Source organism: Cytobacillus sp. MT66 (assembly GCF_058792595.1).
The window spans coordinates 461,247-483,937 of sequence record NZ_JBXAFB010000001.1 but is presented as its reverse complement, the minus strand read 5'-3'; the positions used below and the strand labels follow the sequence as shown (position 1 = coordinate 483,937).

The 22,691-nt window shown below is 38.5% G+C and carries 23 protein-coding genes; 18 read left to right on the top strand and 5 right to left on the bottom strand.

Going from position 1 to position 22,691, the window contains the following annotated elements; all coding sequences use genetic code 11:
- Positions 1 to 177: 177 nt before the first annotated feature.
- Positions 178 to 549, bottom strand: a complete 372-nt coding sequence (locus tag AC1Q59_RS02330; RefSeq protein ID WP_492364324.1) for a DMT family transporter — start codon at positions 547 to 549, stop codon at positions 178 to 180.
- A gap of 529 nt (positions 550 to 1,078) precedes the next feature.
- Between AC1Q59_RS02330 and AC1Q59_RS02325 the strand changes: the two genes are divergently transcribed.
- Both AC1Q59_RS02325 and AC1Q59_RS02320 read left to right on the top strand, forming a co-directional pair.
- The gene (locus tag AC1Q59_RS02325; RefSeq protein WP_492364158.1) at positions 1,079 to 1,258 is read left to right on the top strand and encodes a hypothetical protein; all 180 of its coding nucleotides are present in this window, start codon (positions 1,079 to 1,081) and stop codon (positions 1,256 to 1,258) included.
- A gap of 83 nt (positions 1,259 to 1,341) precedes the next feature.
- The gene (locus AC1Q59_RS02320) at positions 1,342 to 2,544 is read left to right on the top strand and encodes an MFS transporter (protein ID WP_492364157.1); all 1,203 of its coding nucleotides are present in this window, start codon (positions 1,342 to 1,344) and stop codon (positions 2,542 to 2,544) included.
- Between the two features lie 31 nt (positions 2,545 to 2,575).
- Here AC1Q59_RS02320 and AC1Q59_RS02315 read toward each other — a convergent pair whose 3' ends face one another.
- Positions 2,576 to 3,487: a ferritin family protein gene (locus AC1Q59_RS02315; protein WP_492364156.1), complete on the bottom strand. Its 912-nt coding sequence runs from the start codon at positions 3,485 to 3,487 to the stop codon at positions 2,576 to 2,578.
- A 108-nt stretch (positions 3,488 to 3,595) separates the two neighbouring features.
- On the opposite strand from AC1Q59_RS02315, the gene AC1Q59_RS02310 reads away from it, so the two are divergent.
- Both AC1Q59_RS02310 and AC1Q59_RS02305 read left to right on the top strand, forming a co-directional pair.
- The gene (locus tag AC1Q59_RS02310) at positions 3,596 to 4,459 is read left to right on the top strand and encodes an aminoglycoside phosphotransferase family protein (RefSeq protein WP_492364155.1); all 864 of its coding nucleotides are present in this window, start codon (positions 3,596 to 3,598) and stop codon (positions 4,457 to 4,459) included.
- A 114-nt stretch (positions 4,460 to 4,573) separates the two neighbouring features.
- Entirely contained in the window at positions 4,574 to 5,143 is a 570-nt protein-coding gene (locus AC1Q59_RS02305) for a DUF4256 domain-containing protein (RefSeq protein ID WP_492364154.1), read from the top strand.
- A 145-nt stretch (positions 5,144 to 5,288) separates the two neighbouring features.
- Here AC1Q59_RS02305 and AC1Q59_RS02300 read toward each other — a convergent pair whose 3' ends face one another.
- Positions 5,289 to 6,182: an AraC family transcriptional regulator gene (locus AC1Q59_RS02300; RefSeq protein ID WP_492364153.1), complete on the bottom strand. Its 894-nt coding sequence runs from the start codon at positions 6,180 to 6,182 to the stop codon at positions 5,289 to 5,291.
- A gap of 215 nt (positions 6,183 to 6,397) precedes the next feature.
- On the opposite strand from AC1Q59_RS02300, the gene AC1Q59_RS02295 reads away from it, so the two are divergent.
- From AC1Q59_RS02295 to AC1Q59_RS02255, 9 genes are all read left to right on the top strand, one after another.
- Positions 6,398 to 7,180, top strand: coding sequence for an arylamine N-acetyltransferase family protein (locus AC1Q59_RS02295; RefSeq protein ID WP_492364152.1), 783 nt, complete (start codon positions 6,398 to 6,400; stop codon positions 7,178 to 7,180).
- Positions 7,181 to 7,265: 85 nt separating this feature from the next.
- Positions 7,266 to 7,595 (top strand): chaperone CsaA, encoded by a 330-nt coding sequence (gene csaA, locus AC1Q59_RS02290; protein ID WP_492364151.1) that lies wholly within the window; start codon positions 7,266 to 7,268, stop codon positions 7,593 to 7,595.
- A 70-nt stretch (positions 7,596 to 7,665) separates the two neighbouring features.
- Positions 7,666 to 8,478: a pentapeptide repeat-containing protein gene (locus AC1Q59_RS02285; protein WP_492364150.1), complete on the top strand. Its 813-nt coding sequence runs from the start codon at positions 7,666 to 7,668 to the stop codon at positions 8,476 to 8,478.
- 30 nt (positions 8,479 to 8,508) lie between these two features.
- Positions 8,509 to 8,952: a GNAT family N-acetyltransferase gene (locus tag AC1Q59_RS02280; RefSeq protein WP_492364149.1), complete on the top strand. Its 444-nt coding sequence runs from the start codon at positions 8,509 to 8,511 to the stop codon at positions 8,950 to 8,952.
- Between the two features lie 213 nt (positions 8,953 to 9,165).
- On the top strand, positions 9,166 to 9,537 hold the full coding sequence (locus AC1Q59_RS02275) for a YkvA family protein (protein WP_492364148.1): 372 nt from the start codon (positions 9,166 to 9,168) through the stop codon (positions 9,535 to 9,537).
- A 107-nt stretch (positions 9,538 to 9,644) separates the two neighbouring features.
- Positions 9,645 to 11,318, top strand: a complete 1,674-nt coding sequence (locus AC1Q59_RS02270; protein ID WP_492364147.1) for a ribonuclease J — start codon at positions 9,645 to 9,647, stop codon at positions 11,316 to 11,318.
- A 170-nt stretch (positions 11,319 to 11,488) separates the two neighbouring features.
- The gene (locus tag AC1Q59_RS02265) at positions 11,489 to 12,970 is read left to right on the top strand and encodes a flotillin family protein (protein WP_492364146.1); all 1,482 of its coding nucleotides are present in this window, start codon (positions 11,489 to 11,491) and stop codon (positions 12,968 to 12,970) included.
- Between the two features lie 227 nt (positions 12,971 to 13,197).
- Positions 13,198 to 14,208, top strand: a complete 1,011-nt coding sequence (locus AC1Q59_RS02260) for a DUF3231 family protein (protein WP_492364145.1) — start codon at positions 13,198 to 13,200, stop codon at positions 14,206 to 14,208.
- Between the two features lie 128 nt (positions 14,209 to 14,336).
- A complete protein-coding gene (locus tag AC1Q59_RS02255) occupies positions 14,337 to 14,777 on the top strand; it encodes a cell wall hydrolase (protein ID WP_492364144.1) in 441 nt (146 codons plus the stop codon).
- Positions 14,778 to 14,845: 68 nt separating this feature from the next.
- Here the strand turns inward: AC1Q59_RS02255 and AC1Q59_RS02250 are convergent, their stop codons facing one another.
- The gene (locus AC1Q59_RS02250) at positions 14,846 to 15,154 is read right to left on the bottom strand and encodes a transposase (RefSeq protein WP_492364143.1); all 309 of its coding nucleotides are present in this window, start codon (positions 15,152 to 15,154) and stop codon (positions 14,846 to 14,848) included.
- Positions 15,155 to 15,517: 363 nt separating this feature from the next.
- Between AC1Q59_RS02250 and AC1Q59_RS02245 the strand changes: the two genes are divergently transcribed.
- From AC1Q59_RS02245 to AC1Q59_RS02225, 5 genes are all read left to right on the top strand, one after another.
- Entirely contained in the window at positions 15,518 to 16,465 is a 948-nt protein-coding gene (locus AC1Q59_RS02245) for a ribose-phosphate diphosphokinase (protein ID WP_492364142.1), read from the top strand.
- A gap of 554 nt (positions 16,466 to 17,019) precedes the next feature.
- Positions 17,020 to 18,327: a hypothetical protein gene (locus tag AC1Q59_RS02240; RefSeq protein ID WP_492364141.1), complete on the top strand. Its 1,308-nt coding sequence runs from the start codon at positions 17,020 to 17,022 to the stop codon at positions 18,325 to 18,327.
- Between the two features lie 128 nt (positions 18,328 to 18,455).
- A complete protein-coding gene (locus AC1Q59_RS02235) occupies positions 18,456 to 19,823 on the top strand; it encodes a dipeptidase (RefSeq protein WP_492364140.1) in 1,368 nt (455 codons plus the stop codon).
- A 95-nt stretch (positions 19,824 to 19,918) separates the two neighbouring features.
- The gene (locus tag AC1Q59_RS02230; RefSeq protein WP_492364139.1) at positions 19,919 to 20,854 is read left to right on the top strand and encodes an NADP-dependent oxidoreductase; all 936 of its coding nucleotides are present in this window, start codon (positions 19,919 to 19,921) and stop codon (positions 20,852 to 20,854) included.
- 90 nt (positions 20,855 to 20,944) lie between these two features.
- Positions 20,945 to 21,706, top strand: a complete 762-nt coding sequence (locus AC1Q59_RS02225) for an SDR family NAD(P)-dependent oxidoreductase (protein WP_492364138.1) — start codon at positions 20,945 to 20,947, stop codon at positions 21,704 to 21,706.
- Positions 21,707 to 22,228: 522 nt separating this feature from the next.
- Here AC1Q59_RS02225 and AC1Q59_RS02220 read toward each other — a convergent pair.
- Positions 22,229 to 22,669 (bottom strand): YtoQ family protein, encoded by a 441-nt coding sequence (locus AC1Q59_RS02220; RefSeq protein WP_492364137.1) that lies wholly within the window; start codon positions 22,667 to 22,669, stop codon positions 22,229 to 22,231.
- Positions 22,670 to 22,691: the final 22 nt, after the last annotated feature.

Genomic DNA, 22,691 nt, shown 5'->3' with positions numbered 1-22,691 from the left:
AATGAATAATGAAAAACCCCGTTCTAAATTTATACCGCCCATATGACCTGGGGTTTTCATTTGGCTCCTGGCAGGAGTTATTATCCTATTTAATAAATTATTTTAAGTGAAATAAAAGGAAACCCAATAGGTAAGGGTTTCCTTTTTGTCTTGTACTTTAGGACTATTCTTATTATTTCATGATTTATTAAATAAATATATCCCAACAAACATAAATGCAAGGGCAATGAGTTTGGATTTGTTTATAGGATAGGTAACTCCTCCAAAAAGTCCAAAATGGTCAATAATCGCCCCAGCTATAAGTTGCCCGATGACAACCGCCATAAAGGTGGAAGCCACACCGATAAGATTGACAGAAAAAATATTAATGACAATAAATAACGCCCCAAATAAACCCCCGATTAATTGCCATTTAGGAGCACTAAAAACTAGTAGAAAATTACCTTTCCCGAAGAAGAAAGACACAAAGAATAGCGCAAGCGCCCCAACAGCGAAAGAAACAGTAGCTCCCTCTAATACGCCAACTTTCCTGCTAAATTCAGCATTTATTTGACTTTGTACGGCAAGGCCAGACCCGCCAATCAGTGCTAAGACGCAATAATGAATTTAATCATCAACATACCCTCCATTGTCTGTACAGACAAACTGAAAACTGTAATGTTGATTTCGATTTAACTCATAAAGATTCCTTTATATTAGTGTCGCTTTTTTCAGACAAAACTGCTCATAGACACTTGGAATCTTTTTTTGTTGGGTCCTGTCCATAAGAGCGAGTCTCATAGACATTGGGAAGCTGTTTTCGAAGTTCGCTGTCCATAAGAGCGGTTCTCATAGACATTGGGAAGCTGTTTTCGAAGTTCGCTGTCCATAAGAGCGGTTCTCATAGACACTGGGACGTTATTTTCGTAGGTCACTGTCCATAAGAGCGTTCTTTCTTTGTTGCTGCTTGGATTTGTTGATGTAAACGTCTATAATAAACAACGTTATCATTGTTGGTATGTAAAAACAGATAGATATTTTTAGATCTTTGAAACTCCATAAAGAAAGCGGAATAGAAGGGAACACCAGAGGTTTTATAATGAAGAGATACGGTTTAAAGCATCCATTTAAAGGATTTAAAAAGAGAACAATCTTTTATGTTGTAGCAGAGTCTGAGTTTATTGGGGTAAAAGAATTCGTACTGAGGACAGCGGATCTTACTAATAGAATTGCTGTTTCAGAGGATGAACTGAAAAAGCATTTTGTTTATCTAAGATAAGGGAAAAACGGGGTATGATTGATCGTTTCTGTTTCCCGTCCTATAATTTGATAGATTGCATTAAAAGGTGGAATGGAGGAACTATGGAACAAAAGAAAGAAAAATTTCCGTGGCTATATTTATTGCTGCTTTCAAGTGTTACTTTTATGGGGATATTGTCAGAGTTAGTGCCATCAGGGATTCTGCCTGAGATGAGTGAAGGGCTGCATGTATCTTATTCGTCTATTGGGTTTTTAGTGAGCATTTATGCCGTTGCCTCTGCTGTCGGAACGATTCCGTTAATTACTTACACCATGCAGATGAATAGAAAGAAACTGTTGACGCTATTAATGTATATATTTGGGATTTCTAATTTAGTCATTGCATTTTCTCCAACCTATTACTTAACAGCAGCTGCCAGACTTATTGGAGGAATCAGTGCAGGAGTATTGTGGCCAATGGTTTCTGCCTATGCCATGCGGCTGGTTCCGTCTAAATACCATGGCCGTGCGATTGCGGTAACAATGGCAGGTAGCACCCTAGGACTTGGGATTGGGTTGCCGATTATGACAACCATCGGTACAGAGCTTGGATGGAGAATAGAATTCGGCGTTCTTGCCCTGATTATTATGATCATTGCTATTTTGGGGCAGATGATTTTGCCTTCTGTTGAAGGAGAAAAACGAACAACGGCGAATTCGCCATTTTACATCATTCGCAATCAATCCGTCATCATCTGCTTGGTTGTGACCCTCCTAACAATTATGGCTCATTATGGTTTGTATACGTATATTTCACCGCTTGTAGACTATTTTAATTTTGCCGGTGGAATTCAGTTGGCTTCCATTCTGTTTGGAATAGGGACCATTATATCTGTCGTATTAGCAGGGAAAGTAATAGACATTCATCTTGGATCACTGACCGTTTTCATGCTGCTGCTGGCGTTTGGCTCAATGCTATTATTTGCAGGCTTTAAGGGGATGCCTTTCGTCTCACATTTTGCTTTCCTTTTATGGGGTGTTTCATTTGGAGCACTTGTGACGATCTTTCAGGCCGCAGTAACTAGACAAGTAGAAACTGGAAAAGATGTGGCAACTTCTCTCCAGTCCAGTACCTTTAATTTTGGAATTGTGTTTGGCAGTGCCCTTGGCGGCAAGATTTTAGATCAGCTCTCGGTACACTTTATCATTTATGTAACCATTGTGTTATTAGTTGTTCCCATCCTATTTAGCATTTTTTCCAAAAAGACTTTTTGGCAGAGCGGGGAATATAGAGGAGAACCTGAACCAACACATAAAGCCGTGTAATTCGGTGCCAGGTTCAACCTGCTGAATGAAATTAATTTCTTGCAAGCCCTTTTTTAAATGCTGCCAGATGGTTTAAAGAGGCACTGCGCAGCTGGGAAAAGACTATTTTAACATCATTAGGTATGTTTTGTGATAAAAACCTATCGTACATGCCTATGTTATCAATTTCTCCTTGAACGCCTGCAGCATAGGCACTCTTTAGATTGGCTGGGGTTGTTATAAAAGATTGAGAATTATCATTAGGTACTGGTACTTGATAACGTTCGAAAAGCGGCAATAATGCACTTATATGCCTCTTTTCTGCTTCTCTAATCTGGACAAATGTTTTGACGTTGCCAAAGGTTCTGATAATATTATTATATCTTGCTTGAGCCAAATACTCGTCCTGAAGAGCATAAGTCAGCATTTGCTCTAGTGACAATGATGGAGCGTTTAACGCTCCCTTTGCACCATAATCTTCCGGTTGCCTTTGGCTAGGGGTTAACATCTGCGTTTTTCGAAAAAAAAACAAAAACCACACCGCATGATTTTGTTCATCGGATGCTGCGCGTCGGAATCGATCTTTTATCGCTAGATCCTGTGCTTTATCTGCGATATCTAAATAGAAATCTACTGCTCCTTGTTCATCTTTAAAGGCAAATTCAATGCCTGCCCCATAATTGTCCGGGCATTCCTCGGTAATTTGATAGGATGGCTGTTGCCCTGTTAAATTTGTATAAATTCTGCTAAACTCTGAAAGATGCCGTTTTTCATCTTTTTGTATTTCTAATATTTTGTCCCGTTCATCTGGTGCGGGTGCCATTTTGGCTAATTTCTCATAACATGAAATCGCGCTATACTCGGCATTAATAGCTTTTTGGATATCGTTAATTAGTTGAGTATCAAGTGCCATTCGATAAAAATCAGTATAGGACGGGACATGATAGGGCTGATTTGAAAACATGATTGTCCTCCTTAGGTTTAAAGTTCAACATATCATATGTGCTAAAAAGGGCTTTAGTGCCTGGTTTCAATTTGGCTAGGAAATGTGGGAAGAAGTTGGAGGAGAATTATGGATATTCAAAAGATTGCTTTAGACCTAGTTAACTGCGGGATTATCGGGATTAATCATTCAAAACCAATAGAATATGAGAAGTTGAATGGAGGTACTGTTAGCGAGTTGTACCTCCTTCATCATAGTGATACTAAATTTGTCGTTAAATTAAATGAACCAAGTATAATTGAATCAGAAGCCAATTTTCTTCATTCTTACAAGGAATCCAATCTGCTGCCTAAACTTCTATTCGTTGAAGAATCATTCAAGTATATCGTTTATTCTTTTATGGAAGGCTCAACCAACTATGTTAAAAATAATAAAACGGAAATGCTAAAAGCCCTTGTGCAGGGACTTCTAAATCACTATAAGTCTGCTCCTAATATAGGTTGGGGATGGTTAGATCAGCCAGCACCTTCTTGGCAGTCTTTTCTAATGAACAATTTTATGGAGGCAAATAAAATAATTGATTCGCGCTTAGCAATGGACGACCATAACCTCGTTCTTAACTTATGCCAAAAGATTAGCACAAATAGAAAACCATACTTATTACACGGTGATTGTGGGGTTCATAATTTTATTTTTAATGATGGGCAGCTAATTGGTGTGATTGATCCAACCCCGATCATTGGGGATCCTCTTTACGATTTAATATATGCCTTTTGCTCTTCTCCTGATGATTTGACAACAGAATCCATAAACTCAGCAGTAAAACAATTGAGGTTCAATAATGGAAATAACCATTCGTTTATGTATTCGGAAGTAATGATAGGGCTATATTTTAGGATAAGTGCATGTATTAAACATCATCCACAAGATTTTAATGAATATTTAAAGTGGTGGCAATACTGGAAGGGCGTTATCAAAAATGTATCTTTATAATTGCTGTTCAAACTCCTAGCTTTTGTTTAAGCTAGGAATAGGCAAGTATTTATTCATGTCAAAAAGAACTATTTTTTACCACTATGAGTAAAATCAGTAAGGGAGGGAATTGCTATGACATCTAGCAAGAATACCGAGTTGTCACTAGAACTGCGCGAAGAATTATTGACCACATTGAAAGCACGTTTTGAGAAAAATATGCACCGCCATAAAGATCTCCAATGGGCTAATGTTCAAGAGAAGCTGGAGGCCAATCCAGAAAAGCTGTGGTCGCTTAATGAAATGGAAATAACCGGCGGAGAACCAGATGTGGCTGGTTATGATGAAGAGAAAGATAAGTACATATTTTATGATTGTTCAGCGGAAAGTCCTAAAGGGCGCAGAAGTTTATGTTATGACCGCGAAGCGCTAGAGTCAAGAAAAAAACATAAACCTGAAAATAGCGCTATCGATATGGCGGCTGCTATGGGTATTGAACTTTTAACAGAGGAACAATATCGGGCATTGCAGGAACTTGAAAATTTTGATAAGAAAACATCAAGCTGGGTGCAGACGCCTGCAGATATTAGACAACTAGGCGGCGCTCTTTTTTGCGATTTCCGCTTTGGGCACGTCTTTGTGTATCACAACGGTGCGGATTCTTATTATGCGGCCAGGGGTTTTCGCGGTTCACTGAGGGTCTAAATTTGGAGCTAATGGCTAAATTGTGATTTCAAAAGGGATTACCTAGAAAATAAAGAAGCCCTGTATCTCACTGATAAACTTGAGATAGGGCTTTTGTGCTCCTTCATAGAGTATTGGTTAACTTCATTGAATAGGAGGCTACAAGCTATGCCTGAACAGTCTGTTTTTTTACAGGAATGTAGATGTCCATCTCTTTGTTCGCGGACCCGTAGCATCTTTCGTCATACAGCTCGAATTCCATTGATCCATAATGTTCATAACCCGATTGTGGAAACCATTCTGCAAAAATATAATTCCATGTGGACTGAATCGAAGTGCTGAATGATTCATCATTAGATTTTGGCGTCGTAAACACCGCATATTCCAGCTCAGGGAAACTTCTATACACCATTCCCTCAGGTGCCAGGGACCCCTCTGCTACCTCCATTCCGATGACATAAACGAACTCGCCTGTTTCAGGATTAAAGTCGGTGCAAATGCCAAGCTCCACATTTTTGTGTAAAGGGTTTGGAATTTTATGCCCTAATTGATTTTGAATATACTGCTGCCAAAACTCCGGAATATCCTGATTGTTTTGACCCCCTTCATTTTTCGTTTTCAGTTCATAGCCAATTAGGTGAAAAGCAGGTTTAGTGACTAATTTTGGTTCCATCCTATATCCTCCTGTAAAATGATTAATGGTTAGGCAGGCTTTTCCGCGCAGTGGTCCTGAGAGTCTCTTTGCACTCCGGTATTGCATTGGTGAGACATGATAGTATTTCTTGAACGCCCTGTTAAACGATTCTTGGTACTGAAAACCAACATCGATGGCAATATCAATTACCTTTTCATCACTGTAGAATAAACGTTTTGCTGCATGAGTTAGCCTTCTTTTTCTTACATATTCCATCACAGATTCTCCCACCATCGCCTGAAAGACCCGATGATAATGAAAAGGGGAAAAGCAAGCAATCTCTGCTAACTCTTCCAGAGTTATTTGTTCCTGCAGATTTTCTTCAATATAATCAAGTGTAAGTTGTATACAATATACATAATCCATTCCCGTCACCTGCCCTACATTCACTATAACAGCTAAAGAATCCTTGTTCTTAACATTTTTTGCTATATTCTCCTAGAACATATGCAGGACGCTTGAAAGCAGTGGAATTATACGGAAAAATAGGAAATAAAGCAGTTCAGTATACTAAAACACTGAAGGTACACCTTATTCGTATAAGTAAATAATTTAAAGAATGATTATTGGAGGTTAGAACAATGAGTGATCTCAATACTTTATTTCGTCAAAGAATTGGTATTCCAGAAAAAGAGGATATTACCTTCCAATCGCTGAATTATATTCTTGAAAAAACAGCACAAAAGATCCCTTTTGAAAATTTATGTATTATTGAAAATAAAACAAGTGATATTACGAAAGAAAACTTAACCAATAAAATATTAGTAAAACAAGTTGGGGGTCTTTGTTATGAATTGAATTCGATTTTCTACTACTTTTTAATAGAAAATGGTTTTAACGCTGTCCTAGCGCGCGGGGTTGTTTACAATCATGCTGCTCAAGAGTTTCATACACTTGGAAGAACTCATGTAACCATTCTTCTCACTCACGAGCAACAAACATACTTAATAGATACAGGGTTCGGAGGGAATTTGCCATTAAAACCAGTCCCTTTTACCGGGGAAACCGTAGCCTCTGATACTGGAGAGTTTCGAATTAAAAAGTTGGATAGTAAACATGGAGACTATGTCCTTGAAATGAAATTGAAGCATAAGGATACAGATTGGAAAATCGGCTATGCCTTCGATTCAAAGAATCGTATAACCGAAGTAGCTGAATTTAATGAGATTCAAACGATTATCGCAGAACATCCTGAATCTTCATTTAACAAAAATCCTTTAATCACACGACTTACACCTAAAGGAAATGTCATATTAACAGATCGTTCATTTACACAGTGGACAAATGGAACCGTGACCAAAGAAGAAATTGACAACGATAGGTTTAAAGAGCTATTGGAACAGTATTTTGGGATTTATAAGTAAAATATGGTTAAACGCTTTATTGCTTATTCTGAAAATTAATAAGAAAATTAAATGATTATAAATGTGAAATAAGGAGGTAATATCTATGGCAACAATTGAGGATTTTTTGAAATTAGATATTCGTGTTGGTACTGTAATTAAGGCAGAGCCATTTCCAGAAGCACGAAAACCTGCAATTAAATTAGAAATTGATTTTGGTGAGATCGGCATAAAGCATTCTTCAGCTCAAATTACACGAAGATATGAACCAGAACAACTTATTGGACGCCAAGTGTTAGCTGTTGTAAACTTCCCATCTAGGCGTATTGCAGGGTTTAAATCTGAAGTATTGGTCATCGGAGGTGTTCCAGAAGAAGGAGATGTGGTACTTTTAAAGCCAGATCAGCCTGTTAAAAATGGTACACCAATCGCTTAAAGAATTAGAAAAGCTCAATATACCAGTTTAAACTTTTAATAAACCTAGAGAATACGGAAGTGTCTTTTATATGAATGATTATTTTAAGTCAGATTGCACTCAGTGTTTTGGATTATGCTGCGTAGCCTTGCCTTATTTTAAATCAGCAGATTTTCCAGTTAATAAAGACAGTGGAGAGCCTTGCCAAAATCTATGTAGTGATAATCGCTGTCAGGTACATGATAAATTAAGAAAAAAAGGGTTTCGTGGCTGCGTTTCATATGAGTGCTTTGGAGCAGGACAATATGTATCACAAAGAATGTATGATGGGGCTGATTGGAGAAACAACCCCGAATGTGCCGCAGAAATGTTTGCCGTATTCCCGCGGGTTCAGCAATTGCATGAGATGCTGTGGTATCTCAACCATGCTATAAGTTTAAAGGAAACACAGCCATTCCATTCAAGTTTGCAAGATATCTATGAAGAAACATTTGAATTGACAATGGCAGAACCTCAAGAGATATTAAAGTTGGACATTGTTGTTCATAGAAGTAAAGTAAATGATTTATTGCTTAAAACAAGTGAAGTTTATCGTGGAAATGTGATTATCAATAATAAAAAGAAAAGATTAAAGAAAGGCTTAGATTATTTAGGTGCAAATCTTAAAGGGGCAGATTTAAAGGGAGAAAGTTTAAGAGGGACACTTTTGATTGCAGCTAATTTAAGACACGCTGATTTAAGAAAAACTGACCTTATAGGTGCTGATCTCAGAGATGCTGACCTAAGTCATGCGAACTTAACGGGTGCTATTTTTCTAACACAATCTCAAATAAATGCAGCTAAAGGGAACACCCATACCAAAATACCAAACTACTTAAAAAAACCAGAACATTGGTTAAATTGAATTAGCTTCAATTTACAAGGAGGAATCTAAATGGAAGTATATCAAGCAGGGATTGAGGATTTAGAAGGAGTTGCAAAGTTATTTAATTCGTATCGAATGTTTTATCATCAGCCATCAGATCCAGAAGGTACGCAATCTTACATAAAAGAACGTATAGTAAATAAGGATTCCGTAATATTCATTGTTAAAGATCAACAAAAGTATGTAGGATTTACACAGCTTTATCCCACATTTTCCTCCATATCCATGAAAAGAGCATGGATATTAAATGACTTGTATGTAGATGCAAATGCCAGAAAGCAAGGAATAGGAGAAATGCTTTTACATAGAGTAAAAGATTTTGCCATCGAAACAGGTGCAAAAAGTATTAGTTTGGAAACAGCCCCAGATAATTATGCTGCTCAAAGATTGTATGAAAAAAATGGGTATATTCGGGATTCGCAATTTTATCATTATGAATTTAGTTTCATTTAATGGTGTCTCTTTTGATGTTTTAAAAAAAATGGACATAAATGAGCGGGTTATAATTAGGCAATATTTTTTTAAAACCATCCATTCAGTTGATGGTTTTTATATTTTTTTGACAAAAAGAAAGATCATTTAAAGCCTTTCTCTTAATAACCAAACATTTTACTGAGGAAAGAATATAATAATAACAATAATAAAAATTTTAAAAGGGGTTTTTTCATGGATGGCATGGACAAACATTATTCAGAGGATAAGTTTTGGAAAAAGCTGAGAAAAATTGCATTTAAAGCTGGGCATTCAGTAGTGTATGCAAGCCTATTACTTTACTTCGTACTGCAAAAACCAAATGTACCGGTAAAAGCAAAAGCTACTATTGTTGCAGCGTTAGGCTATTTTATTTTCCCTTTTGATTTAATACCTGATGTAGCTGTAGGTATAGGATATGGTGATGATTTAGGTGCATTGGGGGTTGCTCTTTTTCAAGTGGCTGTATATATAGACGATGAAGTAAAAAATAAAGCAAAATCTAAAATGAAAGATTGGTTCGGTGATAACCTCGACACCTCAGAAGTAGATAATCAATTAATGTGAGCCAAGGTACTTTCTAAAGTACATATCCATCTCAACCTCCTTTGTACATATAAATGGAAAAAATAGAGGACATACTAAGGTTATATTTGTAGTGGGAGGATACTAATTTGAGTACCAAAGAGAATATCTTATCTGTCTTTGCCTTAGGCGGCATGAATGAGATCGGGAAAAATATGTATGCCATCGAATATGCCAATGAAATCGTGGTTATTGACTGCGGCAATAAATTTCCCGATGAAAGTTTGTTAGGGATTGATTTGATTGTCCCTGATATCGCTTACTTAATCGAAAATAAAGAGAAAGTCAAAGCTTTAATAGTCACCCATGGACATGAAGATCATATCGGGGGAATTCCGTTCCTCTTAAAAAAATTAAATGTCCCCGTTTATGCTACCCGGTTCACACTTGGATTAATTGAACTCAAGTTAAAAGAACATAAAATTCTCCGGGAAAGCGAACTTATCGAAATTAACGAAAATTCATCATTGACGTTTGGAGAAATAAGGGTGGGCTTTTTTAAAGTGACGCATAGCATTCCTGATTGTCTGGGAATGGTCTTTCGCACACCAGACGGTAATATTGTACATACAGGTGACTTTAAGTTTGATTTAACACCGGAGAAAAATAATGAGCGTCCTGATATTCATAAAATGGCTGAAATCGGCAGGGAAGGGGTCCTGCTTCTACTATCAGAAAGTACCAATGCCGAACGTCCTGGCTTGACTCCATCAGAACAAACGATAAGCGGCCATTTGGATGCGGCATTCATGAAAGCAGACCGAAAGATTATTATTTCTACTTTTGCGTCTAATATTAGCCGTGTTCAGCAGGTTGTGAATGCAGCACAAAAAACCAATCGAAAACTTGCGCTGCTGGGAAGAAGTATGGTAAATGTCGTAGCGATTGCGATGGAACGTGGTTATTTAACTGTCCCTGATGGAATGTTAATCGACCAAAATGAAATTAATGAACTGCCACCTGAAAAGGTAGCCATTTTGTGTACGGGAAGCCAGGGCGAACCGATGGCTGCACTTGCACGTTTATCCTCTGGAAACTTCCGCGGCGTCGAAGTTTTACCAGAAGATACGGTCATTCTAGCAGCAGGACCGATCCCTGGAAATGAAAAAAACATAACAAGTATTGTAGACAATCTTTATGAAATTGGAGCCAAAGTGATCTATGGTTCAGGAAGTACATCCGGTATGCATGTTTCCGGACACGGTTATCAGGAAGATTTAAAACTAATGCTGACTCTAATGAAACCAAAATATTTTATCCCGATTCACGGCGAACTTAGAATGCTGCATCATCACAGGCTGTTAGCGGAATCCGTTGGAGTGGAGCGGGGAAACACATTTATTATTAAAAATGGGGATGTTGTCGATATCGAAGACGGCATTGCCCGCCAAACCCGCTCCGTTCCAGCAGGGAATGCCTATGTAGATGGCGGGGATGTTGGCAATGTAGGGGAATTTGTGCTGCGGGACCGCAAAAAGTTTGCAGAGGACGGTATGCTCATCATAGTGTTAACCATAAGCAAAGCCGAGGGAAAACTGCTATCGGATCCCGAAACAATATCCAGAGGATTCATAGACAGTGATTTCTCGGAACTCCGAAAAAATGTTAACCGCCTGACTGCAAAAACGGTCAGTGAGCTGCAAGAAGAGAATCGAAACCAATGGAATGTAGTAAAAAGAGAAATCAGAAAGACTATTCAACAGCATGTGTTTAACCAAATGAAAAGAAAACCGATGGTGGTTCCTATACTCATTGAGATTTAATGCTGAGCTGCATCTGCAGCTCTTTCTTTTTCTCACTCCATGATCTTTACAATTTTGAACAAACGATTTTTAAATACAAAGCTGTTTGGAATTCGGATTTTTTGAAACCTTCTGCACTTTCGCCCGTATGATAAGTTGGGCAGAGAAAATGAACAAGAGGGGGAGAGAGAATGTCCGGATTTTTTGGCGTACTGATTGTTCTAATTCCCATTTTAGTTATTGGGGTACTTGGAGGGATCGTTTATTTCTTTTGGGTGAAATTTCGCTACCGTACGGCGAAGTCGAATGAGGCATTAATTATTACCGGCCCAAGATTAGGGGACCCTGAGAAAGAAAGTAATATTTTTACAGATTCAGAGGGCCGCTCGATGAAGATTATCCGCGGCGGAGGCTATCTTCTTAAGCGTTTCCAGACATCTACACCCGTTAACCTTACATCCTTTCAATTAAAGCTTTCAACACCAAGGGTTTATACCAATGGCGGAGTTCCCATTGTTGCGGATGCAGTTGCGATGGTTAAGGTTGCGGACTCGTTAAATGGAATTGCCAACTACGCGGAGCAATTTTTAGGGAAGGCCCAGAAGGAAATCGAAGAGGAAATTATTGAAGTGCTGGGCAGTAATTTGCGCGCGATTTTATCCAAAATGACAGTTGAGGAGATTAATAATGATCGTGAGAAGTTCAATTTCGATGTTTCCGAGATAGCACAGAAGCAGCTTGATTTAATGGGCTTTAAAATTACAGCTTTGGGATTAACTGATATCCGTGATGCGGATGAAGAAAATGGTTACTTAGAGAACTTGGGCCGGCCAAGGATTGCCGAGGTTCGCAAGCTTGCCGAGATTGCTGAAGCAGACAGCGAACGGGAAACGCGGATCCACCGGGCAAAAATGGATCAAGAGGCAAAGGAAGAGGAATACAAACGCCAGATTACAATTGCAGAATCTAAAAAAGAGAAGGATCTAAAGGATGCTGCCTTTAAAGAGGAAACGGAACGGGCTCGGGCAAAATCAGAACAGTCCTACGAATTGGAAAAAGCTAAATTAGCCAAAGAAGTAAAAGAAGAAGAATTAACACTACAGTTTTTAGAACGTGAACGTGCGGTTAAGCTGGAGGAAGAGGAAAGTAAAGTGCGTAAAGCGAAAGCAGATGCTGACTACTATGAAACTACTCGTAAAGCAGAGGCAGAAGCTCGCAAGGCGGAAATCGATGGGGAAACAAAAGCAAGAATACGCAGAGAAGAAGGTTCCGCGGAGGCAGATGTTATTCGTGAACGAGGAAAGGCTGAAGCCGAATCACGCAGACTTCTCGCTGAAGCTATGGAAAAACACGGAGATGTCATTATTACTGAGAAACTAATTGAAATGCTGCCAATCTTTGCAGAAAAAATCGCTCAGCCGCTTACTAATATTGACTCTGTTAAAATCATTGATTCTGGCAATGGCCAGGGCGTGCCTTCCTTTGGAAGAAGCATTACCAAAACAATGGTTGATATGCAAGAACCTCTAAAAGAAATGACTGGAATTGATGTTGCTGAATTAATTAAGTCTTACGCTTCAAAAACCAGAGGAGATCAGCATGTCAGTGTTACGCTTCCGGAAAGCTCTGCCATTGACAGCAAGAATGAAAATGCGGGGGAAAATGAAGCGTAAAAACATGTGACAGTTTAGAGGCTGTCCCCTTGTGAAAGCAAGAAGCTGTCAGACAAAAACAAAAAAACCACGGAGGAAATCCCCGTGGTTTTTTTTGTTTTGTGCTAAAACCAATGTTGTTGGCCACTTAAAACATGCAGCTGATGGATTTTATTAGGTGACAATGATATTTTTTCCTATTTTCGGAGATATTATCCTAGATTGCTTTAAATTAGGAGGTGTAATCGTTGGAAAGAAATCAGGGTCATATTAAGTTAAGTGCAGCTGAATTAAACTATTTATGGACTTCATATCTTGCCGATAGTATGTCGGTATGTATGTTAAAGTATTTTCTTGAAAATATCGAGGATGAGGATATAAAATCAATTGTTACACACTCTTTAGATTTATCCCAGCAGCATATTGAAATGATAAGAGGAATTTTTTCAGATGAAGGGATACAGATTCCACAAGGATTTACTGAAAAAGATGTTAATTTGAAAGCCAAGCGTTTGTTTTCGGATATATTTTATTTAAGATACATTCATAATATGGTGAAGGGTGGATTAGTTACTTACGGCAGAGTATTGCAGAATATTTATCGTGAGGATATTCATTCTTTCTATTCAAAATGCATGACATCAATCCTGGAATTGAAAACCCAAACTACTCAGCTTTTATTAGAAAAAGGACTAGCTGTTCGCCCCCCATTTATTCCATACCCACAAAAAATAGAATTTGTGCAAAGACAATCATTTATATTAGAAGGGCTTGGGAGAAGGGAATCGTTAACAGGAACAGAGGTAACGAATCTTCATGCAAATGTTGAGACAAATCAACTAGGGACAAGTTTGGCTACTGCTTTTAGTCAAGTGGCTAAATCAGATAAAGTTCGTAAATATATTTTAAGAGGGAAAGAAATCGCCCTAAAGCATATAAAGGTTTTTAGAAGTTATTTGGAAATGAATTCACTTCCTGTTCCCATGTCGTTTGACCAGGAAATTACCGATTCAACGGAATCGCCTTTTTCAGATAAACTAATGATGTTTCAGTTTAGCTTGATGATTTATGCAGGAATCGGTAATTACGGGATATCTATTTCAGAAAGCCAAAGAACTGATCTAGTGGTTGATTATTCACGCTTAACTGTAGAAATCTTAAAATTCTCCGAGGATGGAGTAAATCTCATGATTGCAAATGAATGGCTAGAACAGCCTCCTTTATCAGCTAATCGAAGAGATTTGGCAAAGGGCCTTTAAAGTAATGTAGATTTATAAAGAATTTTTGGATATTTGGACACATAAACTTTATTAATTAAACTTTTTTACTTACCAATCAAGGACATCAAAGATGGATATTTTTCATAATATACTTTGGGGGTGGCAAAATGGCAAGGATACCTTACCGAAGTGCAGACGTTGATTTGATGGCAAGAATGATGAGAGCAGAAGCTGAGGGCGAAGGAAAACAAGGAATGTTATATGTTGGGAATGTCATTGTTAATCGAGTAATTGCAGATTGCACTGACTTTAAGGATTTGAGATCCGTAAGACAAGTAATTTTTCAAGTACAAGGAGGAAATTACTCTTTTGAGGCTGTGCAAAAAGGCAATGTGTTTTATCAAAGGGCAAGGGAGTCTGAAAGAAGGTTAGCAAGACAAAATTTGGACTACTGGAGAGATCACCCAGCGAAATTTGCTCTCTGGTACTTTAATCCATATGCTCCGTGTCCTCCTACATGGTACAATCAGCCTTTTACCGGTCAATTTAAACAACACTGTTTTTATGAGCCAGCGTCTGGAACATGTGATAGTGTTTATAGCGGATGACTGAAACATGGACTGCAGGAATAAAAAATTTGACAGGATGGTAAAAATGCCGGGAAACACTGTTTCATTCAGTGGGTCCCGGCATTTTTTTTATTATCATCCAATACACGCAGCAACATCGAATAAAGAAAATACATGCCTAAATAAGCGCCAGAGATTAAGAAATAGGGATTCAGAAATATACCATGAATTTTTGTCATAAAGACAGTACCATCTTTGATTATGTTGAAAATAGCGATAGAGGCAATATTACCAAAAATTAAGGCCGTTATGATGGCAGCTATAGTAAAAAAAGTCCTTAGCTTCAGCCATTTTTTTTGCAATGCAACCATAATTATGGGGACAATGATACTGCCTGCTACTAAAATTAACTTCATTATGATCACCTCAGCACTCATTCTTCACTAAATAAAAGTGGATTAAACATTGGCAAACATAGGGAAGGTTCGTTCGTTTATAAGAGTTGTAATCAATTATCTGTTAACTGCTTAATGATTGTTCGAGTGTTTCCGACAGATTCTCTCTTTTTTCTTGCGGATTTATGATAAAATAATCACAAACAACTTCAAAAGCGGTGAACCATATTGGAAAAGGTTTTGCTGAATTTATCCATAATAAGGTTCTGAAGAACGTGAAGAAGTATCCTGTAGACAAAGTATTTGAATAAATAAAAAGTATGCGGAGCTATAGGTTTGTTTGCCTAACAAAACTCATAAATATATTTACTTGGAGGAAAAACTGTGTCCTACGTACTCAAAAGTAATTTTAAAATGTTTTCTCTTAATTCTAACCGGGAGCTTGCAGAGGAAATGGCAAGTCTGTTAGGCTGCGAGCTTGGGAAATGCTCTGTTAAACAATTTAGTGATGGAGAAATCCAAATCAGTATTGATGAGAGTGTCCGGGGCTGTGAGGTCTATATTGTTCAATCTGCCTCAGATCCGAATAAGCATATGATGGAGCTTCTCATTATGATAGATGCCTTAAAAAGAGCATCTGCTCAAATGATCAATGTGGTGATGCCTTATTATAGCTATGCCCGGCAGGATCGCAAGGCAAGATCTCGGGAGCCCATTACAGCAAGGCTGATGGCCAATCTTTTAGAAACGGCTGGGGCATCAAGACTTCTGACGATCGACTTTCATTCACCGCAAGTGCAAGGATTTTTTGATATACCAGTGGAACATCTGGTAGGAATCCCGATACTCGCGGACTATTTTAAGGAAAAGGCATTAGAGGATCTTGTAGTCGTTGCCCCGCATAATGGCGGAGTTGTGCGTGCGAGAAAATTGGCAGGATTGCTGAATGCTCCTATTGCCCTTATAGATCGTAGACGAGCAGAACATAGTGTTACAGAAATCATGAATATCATTGGTAATATTGAAGGCAAAAACGCGATTATTATTGATGATTTAATTGATACGGGCTCAACCATTGCAACATGTGTCAATGCGTTAATCGATAATGGGGCAAAGGCGGTCTATGCCGGCTGCACGCATCCTGTTCTGTCAGGTGAGGCCGTCAGACGAATTCAATCAACTCCAATTAAAGAATTAGTGGTTACCAATACGATTGCACTGCCTGCTGAAAAGAAAATGGAGCAAATTACTGTACTGTCTGTGGCCCCATTACTTGTAGAGGCCATTGACCGGATTCACAACCTAAAAGCAGTCAGTCCATTATTTGAATAAGTCTGACAAGGAAAAGGAGCTGCAGCTATTAGCAGCTCCTTTTGCTGTCCTGATTTTATTTAGGGATGATTCTAACAGCCTTAGCTGATTTCTTGTTGAAGTTGTCAAAAAGAGGCCGTCATTCTGACAGCTTTAGCTGATATCTGGTTGAAGTTGTCAAAAAGAGGTCGTCATTCTGACAGCTTTAGCTGATATCTAGTTGAAGTTGTCAAAAAGAGGTCGTCATTCTAACAGCTTTAGCAGATATCTAGTTGAAGTTGTCAAAAAGAGGTCGTCATTCTGACAGCTTTAGCAGATTTCTGGTTGAAGTTGTCAAAAAGAGATCGTCATTCTGACAGCTTTAGCTGATTTCTGGTTGAAGTTGTCAAAATGAGAATACCATTCCGATAATCCTAGCTGATTTCCTGTTCGAATACAAAAATACTCATTTCCGTATGCACAAGAACTAGTCTTTAGGAAATCCAGCATATATGCCATTTGTACCAAAACAGGATATATATGGGACAAATGATATGCTATAATATCCGTTATCAGCGAAAGGAGGAGCATTATCTTTGCGGCCTAAAACGTTAAGAATTATTGTCTATTTGGTTATTGTCTTTGCTATTGTCTTAGTTCTTTCATTTTATCAAATCTATGATCTCGAACTTTTTAAGAACAAGAACACAGAATACTCCGTTACGGTTGTGGGTTTGATTATCTCGGTCATTGCATTTGTCCTGGCTTTTCTTACCTATCTTTCAATTGATAATGTGAATAAAATTTCACAAATGGAGGGCAATGTTCTTGAAAACGAAAATTATATGACCTCTTTTACCAGTTTAATTAGGGAGTATAAGATGTCTGATTCTAGAAAGTTTGCAGAACATATATTTACAAAATTAGAGATTATTTTTAAAAAGGAATCCAGGACAGCTATTCAGTTCGCCGACAATTTGCAATATATGATTGATATATTAGTATTTCTTCCATACCTTTATCACAAAAAAGAAGAGGAAAAAGAGAAGAAAAGAAGGATGCAAGAAATTCTATTATTGATGGAAAAGAGAATGACAGCCCTCATAGAGGTCAGTAATGGAAACTTAGTTTTAATAAAAGAGTCGGTAAAGCTAATCAAATCAGTATTACATTATCAAAATCATGTGTATTCAGAGGGTTTTAATTTTGCCTCGTCTCTTTTGGAAGTAAGAGGGACCATGCTTAGAAATCCTGTAACACAGACTGTTTATTATAATTATTTAGGCCTTTTTTATCAAAAGAAAGCGATTGCTGTCCTGCAAAACAAGTATGAACTCCCCGAGGGTAATATGTTTTCTTTACAGCGCTTAAAACATGCTAAAGAGATAATAGGCTCTATGCACGAAGACGATAAAGAGCTGTTCATTATCTATCTAAAAGAAGCGAAGAAGTCATTTAATACTGCTCTTGAACAAGGAACAGACGACATTATGTGGGAAGGCTTCATAAAGTATAATGCAGCAAGAACCATCTACATATTGAGTCTTGTGAACGAAGCAGGGCAGGAAATCTGGCATAAAGTGATGGATGAAGCTTTGGCAGCACGATATAAGTTGAATATATTAATAGAGGATATCGTTCAAAGCCGGACACATTTGCAGGGAAATCTCAAGTATGAAAGTAACCTAGCCAACTTGGTGAAAATAAATATCCAAATGTCAGAAGGACTGGATATCACTAATCGGGTGGGGCAAGTAAAATATACGGCTCCAATGTATAATGGGCTTGAAGATGACCCAATATTAACTGTTCCGTACAATGATCATTTTGATGTAATACCAGTACTGCAGCAGGGGATAACAAGGTATCTTAGTGAAGTGCAGCAAAGAGAGCCTGTGGCTTGATTAACTTTTAATGGACTAGTTCAAAAGCAGAGCTAGTCCTATTTATTCCAGCAAAACCTAAGCTTTGGGTAATCACCACATTTTGGTATACAATAGAATAGATAAATTATAATGAAAAAGGTGATAACATGAGTCAGTTATCGGAGTTATTATCCAGTAATCATCATACTAATCTAGAGGAATTAAAAGAATTGCTCCGAATTCCAAGCGTCAGTTCCTTATCCCAGCATAAAGAGGATATTCAAAGAGCGGCCTCTTGGATTTCTGGAAAATTAGAAAGTATTGGAATGGAGCATGTCGAAGTTATTCAGACAAAAGGTCATCCCATCATATATGCTGATTGGCTTCATCAGGAAAATGCCCCGACTGTTCTAGTATATGGCCATTATGATGTACAGCCTGTGGATCCGATTGATCTGTGGGAGACTCCTCCATTCGAACCTGATATTCGTGATGAAAAGATTTATGCTAGAGGGGCTACAGACGACAAAGGGCAGATGTTCTTACATATCAAAGCAGTAGAAACTCTATTGAAATCAACTGGAAAATTACCGGTGAATGTAAAATTTTGTATTGAAGGGGAAGAGGAAATCGGAAGTCCAAATCTTCCGCAATTTTTATCTGAGAATAAAGAAAAGTTATCCTGTGATGCCGTCGTTATCTCTGATTCCGATATGTGGGATCGAGGAATTCCGGCTATTACCTATTCATTAAGAGGTCTATGTGCATTGGAGGTTTCTCTCAAGACAGCTAATTCTGATTTACATTCCGGCATGTTTGGCGGCGGGGTTCAGAACGCCAATCATTTATTGATTCAGCTGCTTTCCACTCTTCATGATGCAAACGGGAAAGTCAATGTTGATCATTTTTATGATGATGTCGCAGAATTAACTGAATTTGAGAAGGAACAAATTAAGGCACTCGGATTTGATGAAGAAAAGCTAAAACAATCGTTAGGTTTAACTGATTTAACGGGAGGAGAACAAAATTATCCATATCCAGAGAGAATCAGTTCCCGGCCAACGCTGGAAATTAACGGGATGTGGGGCGGATTTCAAGGAGAAGGCACAAAAACCGTAATCCCGAATGCGGCACATGCCAAAATAACCTGCCGTTTAGTACACAATCAACAGCCTGCACAAATTCAGGAATTGATCAAAAAGCATCTGGAGGAGCATGCACCAAAGGGATGTACCGTAAAAGTAGTGCTTCAGGATACTGGTGATCCATTTTTAACTCCAATTGAGAGTCCGATGATGCAAAAAGCTGCCGAAGCTTATCAAATTGTGTATGGAAGATCACCGGTCTATAAAAGAGAGGGCGGGTCCATACCAATCGTATCGGATTTCAGCCAATCACTAAATGCTCCTGTTGTTCTGATGGGATTTGGTTTGCCGGATGAAAATCTTCATGCTCCGAACGAACATTTTAACTTAGAAAACTTTGACAAAGGCATTCTTACGATTTGCTCCTTTTTTGAACTGATTCAAAAATAAAACCAAATCAATGGCCAAGTATAAAAATCACTTTGATTAACATAATAAGCCTTGGAATAATACTCCTATTATTTTGAAAAAGGTGATTAGATTATATGAAGGCAATAGTCATTGAAAAATATGGAAGCAAAGAGAAATTGATAGAAAAGGAAATGCCGAAACCAGCACCTAAACAGGGGGAAGTATTAATAGAAATGCATGCAACCTCTATTAATCCCATTGATTGGAAACTCAGAGAGGGCTATCTTAAAGAAATGTTTCCGTTTGAATTTCCCATTATTTTAGGCTGGGATGCAGCGGGAACAGTGGCGGAAATCGGTCCCGGAGTTTCGACCTTAAGTATTGGTGACCGAGTTTTTGTAAGACCTGAAACAACTGCTTCAGGGACCTACGCGGAATATATTGTGACCCAGGAACATCTTCTTGCCAAAATACCAGATAATATCAGCTTTGAAGAGGCTGCAGCGGTTCCCCTTGCCGGATTAACTGCACTCCAATGCCTAGTTGATTTTGCCCACTTGCATGCAGGTGACAAAGTCTTGATACATGCTGGTTCTGGCGGTGTTGGCAGTATCGGGATCCAAATCGCCAAAAGCCTTGGTTACTTTGTTGCAGCAACAGGAAGCAGTAAAAACGAAGAGTTTCTTCAGTCGCTTGGTGCTGATGTAGTCATTAAATATGATCAGCAGGACTTTGAAAAAGAATTATCCAATTATGATTTGGTCGTTGATACAATGGGCGGTGAAATCCAAACGAAAAGCTATCATGTATTGAAAAAAGGGGGAACATTAGTCTCCATTGTTCAGCCCCCAGATGAAAAAAAAGCTGAGGAAATGGGAATCAGCGTAAAATTTCATTGGCTCAACCCAAATGGCAAGCAATTAAAGCAATTGGCTGATCTTATGGAAAAAGGAAAATTAAAGCCTGTTGTTGGAAGTATCTTTGAATTTAGTGAACAGGGATTGCGGGAAGCACATGCCCTTAGCGAATCACATCATGCAAAAGGGAAAATTGTGATAAAAATAAAATGATAAGCAGTATTTTGCCCCATTTTGTGAGATAGGGGAAGTGCTAGCAAACATGAGAACCGCCCCCTGTTTTAAGAATAGGGAGGGATTTGCATGGATTTGCAATTAACAGGAAAGAACGTCTTAATTACAGGTGGTTCGAAAGGTATTGGAAAGGCGATTGCCAGTGCCTTTCTATCGGAAGGAGCAAATGTTTCGATTGCTGCACGCAGCATGGAATTTTTAATAAAAGCTAAAGAAGAGCTTGGGGAAAAGGTCGCTATTTTTCAGGCTGATGTTACGAAAGCTAGTGAACGAATGAAGCTGATCGAGACATTTATTAAAGAAAAAGGATCCATCGATGTTTTGGTCAATAATGCCGGGGGAAGTAATGGCGGAACAGTGACAGACACAGAGATGGCATTGTTTTACGAGGCCATGGAGTTAAACTACTTTTCTGCTGTTCATTTAAGCAAGTTAGCTGTAGAACAAATGAAGAAGGCAAAAAAAGGGGTAATTATTAATATTACGTCCGTTTACGGCAGGGAAAGCGGAGGTAAAGTGACTTATAATAATGCCAAGGCGGCTTTGATCAGCTTTACAAAATCCTTAGCAGACGAAGTCATTTCCGATGGTATCCGCGTAAACAGCATTGCCCCGGGCAGCATTCTGCACGAATCAGGAAACTGGAAAAGACGGCTGGAGGAAAATCCGGAAAAAATCAAAGCGTTTGTTAAAGATGATATTCCGGCTGGCCGTTTCGGCACACCTGAAGAAATTGCCAATGTAGCCGCTTTTCTCGCATCCGACAAGGCCTCTTGGATCGTAGGGGCCAGCATCAATGTCGATGGGGGACAATCGAAAATGAATTTTTAAAAGTGGGGCAGGAAACACGAGTGAACAATGGTACATTAATCCAGTATTCCTCGTGTTTCTCTATTAAAAAGAACTTTGCAAGTAAGATATGATGGATTTTGACAGGCTAAGGGTGAAAAATAGAAATCCAGTCAGAAAGCGAGCTCTATTCTGACAAGGTGGTGTGAAAAACTCTAGGTGTTGTCAGAATCCAAGTCTTATTTTGACAATTCAAGGGTAAAAATTAGAAATCCAGTCAGAAAGCGAGCTCTATTCTGACAAGGTGGTTTGAAAAACTCAACGTGTTGTCAGAATCCAAGCTCTATTTTGACAAGTTAAGGGCGAAAAATAGAAATCCAGTCAGAAAGCGAGGTCTATTCTGACAAGGTGGTTTGAAAAACTCAAGGTGTTGTCAGAATCCAAGCTCTATTTTGACAAGTTAAGGGTGAAAAATAGAAATCCAGTCAGAAAGCGAGCTTTATTCTGACAAGGTAATGTGAAACCCCCGAGGTCCTGTCAGAATCCAATCCCCCTAAAATATCTCTATTCAAACACATACCCGATCACATCTAACGCTTGATCAATGGATTCAACAGTCACATTGGCTTTGTTTGAAAGCTCTTTTAATGGATGAATCAAGGATTCTGGTCTGATAATAATGGTTGGCTTATTCATGGCAATGGCTGTGCTAGCGTCCATTGCTGTATTCCACTGTCGATATTTTTCACCAAATAAAGCAATAACAATATCTGATTTTTGCATAAGCACCTGTGTTCTAAAGTTGTTAATATCAGAAGCAGTATCATCTCTATATAATGCTCCTGGCTGTTGGCCCAAAATTTCTTCACCAATTTGATCGGACCGATCATGATTGGTTTGGGGTGCAACAAAGTTTAATGGCAGATTCCTCTCCCTTGCCTTACTCTGTAATTCTTCTCTCCAGTTATCGTGAATTTGTCCAGCTAAATAAACTGTTAATTGCATCTAGTTCCCCTCCATTTAATGT